A 3,198-nucleotide genomic window follows, 5' to 3' on the forward strand; every position below is an offset into this window, starting at 1 on the left:
CAGGGTGATGGGTGGCTGGTCGTTGTTTGAGAACTACACAGTGGACGCGAGCATCTGTGGCCAAGTTTTTAAGGGCGCACGGTGGATGCCTTGGCACCAGGAACCGATGAAGGACGTGAGAGGCCGCGATAGGCCCCGGGGAGCTGCCAACTGAGCTTTGATCCGGGGGTGTCCGAATGGGGAAACCCGGCAGTCGTCATGGGCTGTCACCCACTGCTGAACACATAGGCAGTGTGGAGGGAACGAGGGGAAGTGAAACATCTCAGTACCCTCAGGAAGAGAAAACAACCGTGATTCCGGGAGTAGTGGCGAGCGAAACCGGATGAGGCCAAACCGTATGCGTGTGATACCCGGCAGGGGTTGCGCATGCGGGGTTGTGGGAGTGAGCTTTCACAGTCTGCCGGCTGTGAGGCGAGTCAGAAACCGTATGGATAGGCGAAGGACATGCGAAAGGTCCGGCGTAGAGGGTAAGACCCCCGTAGCTGAAATCTGTACGGCTTGCTTGCTCATTTCCCAAGTAGCACGGGGCCCGAGAAATCCCGTGTGAATCTGGCGGGACCACCCGCTAAGCCTAAATATTCCCTGGTGACCGATAGCGGATAGTACCGTGAGGGAATGGTGAAAAGTACCGCGGGAGCGGAGTGAAATAGTACCTGAAACCGTGTGCCTACAAGCCGTGGGAGCGTCGCTCATTGGGTTTACCCAATGGGTCGTGACTGCGTGCCTTTTGAAGAATGAGCCTGCGAGTTAGCGGTGTGTAGCGAGGTTAACCCGTGTGGGGAAGCCGTAGCGAAAGCGAGTCCGAACAGGGCGATTGAGTTGCACGCTCTAGACCCGAAGCGGAGTGATCTAGCCATGGGCAGGTTGAAGCGGAGGTAAGACTTCGTGGAGGACCGAACCCACCAGGGTTGAAAACCTGGGGGATGACCTGTGGTTAGGGGTGAAAGGCCAATCAAACTCCGTGATAGCTGGTTCTCCCCGAAATGCATTTAGGTGCAGCGTCGTGTGTTTCTTGCCGGAGGTAGAGCACTGGATAGGCGATGGGCCCTACCGGGTTACTGACCTTAGCCAAACTCCGAATGCCGGTAAGTGAGAGCACGGCAGTGAGACTGTGGGGGATAAGCTCCATGGTCGAGAGGGAAACAGCCCAGAGCATCGACTAAGGCCCCTAAGCGTACGCTAAGTGGGAAAGGATGTGGAGTCGCAGAGACAACCAGGAGGTTGGCTTAGAAGCAGCCACCCTTGAAAGAGTGCGTAATAGCTCACTGGTCAAGTGATTCCGCGCCGACAATGTAGCGGGGCTCAAGCGTACCGCCGAAGTCGTGTCATTGCAGCNGCTGTGATGGGTAGGGGAGCGTCGTGTGCCGGGTGAAGCAGCAGCGGAAGCTAGTTGTGGACGGTTCACGAGTGAGAATGCAGGCATGAGTAGCGATACACACGTGAGAAACGTGTGCGCCGATTGACTAAGGGTTCCTGGGTCAAGCTGATCTGCCCAGGGTAAGTCGGGACCTAAGGCGAGGCCGACAGGCGTAGTCGATGGACAACCGGTTGATATTCCGGTACCCGCTTTGAAACGCCCAATATCGAATCAGGCGATGCTAAGTCCGTGAAGCCGTTCCGGACCCTTCGGGGAAAGGAAAGTGGTGGAGCCGACGAACCAGACTTGTAGTAGGTAAGCGATGGGGTGACGCAGGAAGGTAGTCCAGCCCGGGCGGTGGTTGTCCCGGGGTAAGGGTGTAGGCCGAGGGGTAGGCAAATCCGTCCCTCATACAAGGCTGAGACCTGATGCCGAGCCGATTGTGGTGAAGTGGATGATCCTATGCTGTCGAGAAAAGCCTCTAGCGAGTTTCATGGCGGCCCGTACCCTAAACCGACTCAGGTGGTCAGGTAGAGAATACCGAGGCGTTCGGGTGAACTATGGTTAAGGAACTCGGCAAAATGCCCCCGTAACTTCGGGAGAAGGGGGGCCATCACTGGTGATCGGACTTGCTCCGTGAGCTGGGGGTGGCCGCAGAGACCAGCGAGAAGCGACTGTTTACTAAAAACACAGGTCCGTGCGAAGCCGTAAGGCGATGTATACGGACTGACGCCTGCCCGGTGCTGGAACGTTAAGGGGACCGGTTAGTGACCTTTCGGGGTTGCGAAGCTGAGAACTTAAGCGCCAGTAAACGGCGGTGGTAACTATAACCATCCTAAGGTAGCGAAATTCCTTGTCGGGTAAGTTCCGACCTGCACGAATGGCGTAACGACTTCTCGACTGTCTCAACCATAGGCCCGGTGAAATTGCACTACGAGTAAAGATGCTCGTTTCGCGCAGCAGGACGGAAAGACCCCGGGACCTTTACTACAGTTTGATATTGGTGTTCGGTTCGGCTTGTGTAGGATAGGTGGGAGACTTTGAAGCATCAACGCCAGTTGGTGTGGAGTCGCCGTTGAAATACCACTCTGGTCGTGCTGGATGTCTAACCTCGGTCCGTGATCCGGATCAGGGACAGTGTCTGATGGGTAGTTTAACTGGGGCGGTTGCCTCCCAAAGGGTAACGGAGGCGCCCAAAGGTTCCCTCAGCCTGGTTGGCAATCAGGTGTTGAGTGTAAGTGCACAAGGGAGCTTGACTGTGAGACCGACGGGTCGAGCAGGGACGAAAGTCGGGACTAGTGATCCGGCGGTGGCTTGTGGAAGCGCCGTCGCTCAACGGATAAAAGGTACCCCGGGGATAACAGGCTGATCTTCCCCAAGAGTCCATATCGACGGGATGGTTTGGCACCTCGATGTCGGCTCGTCGCATCCTGGGGCTGGAGTCGGTCCCAAGGGTTGGGCTGTTCGCCCATTAAAGCGGTACGCGAGCTGGGTTTAGAACGTCGTGAGACAGTTCGGTCCCTATCCGCTGTGCGCGTAGGAATATTGAGAAGGGCTGTCCCTAGTACGAGAGGACCGGGACGGACGAACCTCTGGTGTGCCAGTTGTCCTGCCAAGGGCATGGCTGGTTGGCTACGTTCGGGAGGGATAACCGCTGAAAGCATCTAAGCGGGAAGCCTGCTTCAAGATGAGTATTCCCACCTCCTTGAGAGGGTAAGGCTCCCAGTAGACGACTGGGTTGATAGGCCAGATGTGGAAGCCCGGTAACGGGTGAAGCTGACTGGTACTAATAGGCCGAGGGCTTGTCCTCAGTTGCTCGCGTCCACTGTGTTAGTTCTGAA

At 56.6% G+C, this 3,198-nt stretch carries 1 rRNA gene; it reads left to right on the forward strand.

Annotated elements, in window-relative coordinates:
* The first annotated feature begins 58 nt into the window (after positions 1–58).
* Positions 59–3,167: ribosomal RNA gene (locus AAT21_RS10595) — 23S ribosomal RNA — on the forward strand.
* Positions 3,168–3,198 lie beyond the last annotated feature (31 nt).

Origin of the sequence: Streptomyces yangpuensis (genome assembly GCF_001005295.1) — a bacterium.
Lineage (GTDB): Bacteria > Actinomycetota > Actinomycetes > Streptomycetales > Streptomycetaceae > Streptomyces > Streptomyces yangpuensis.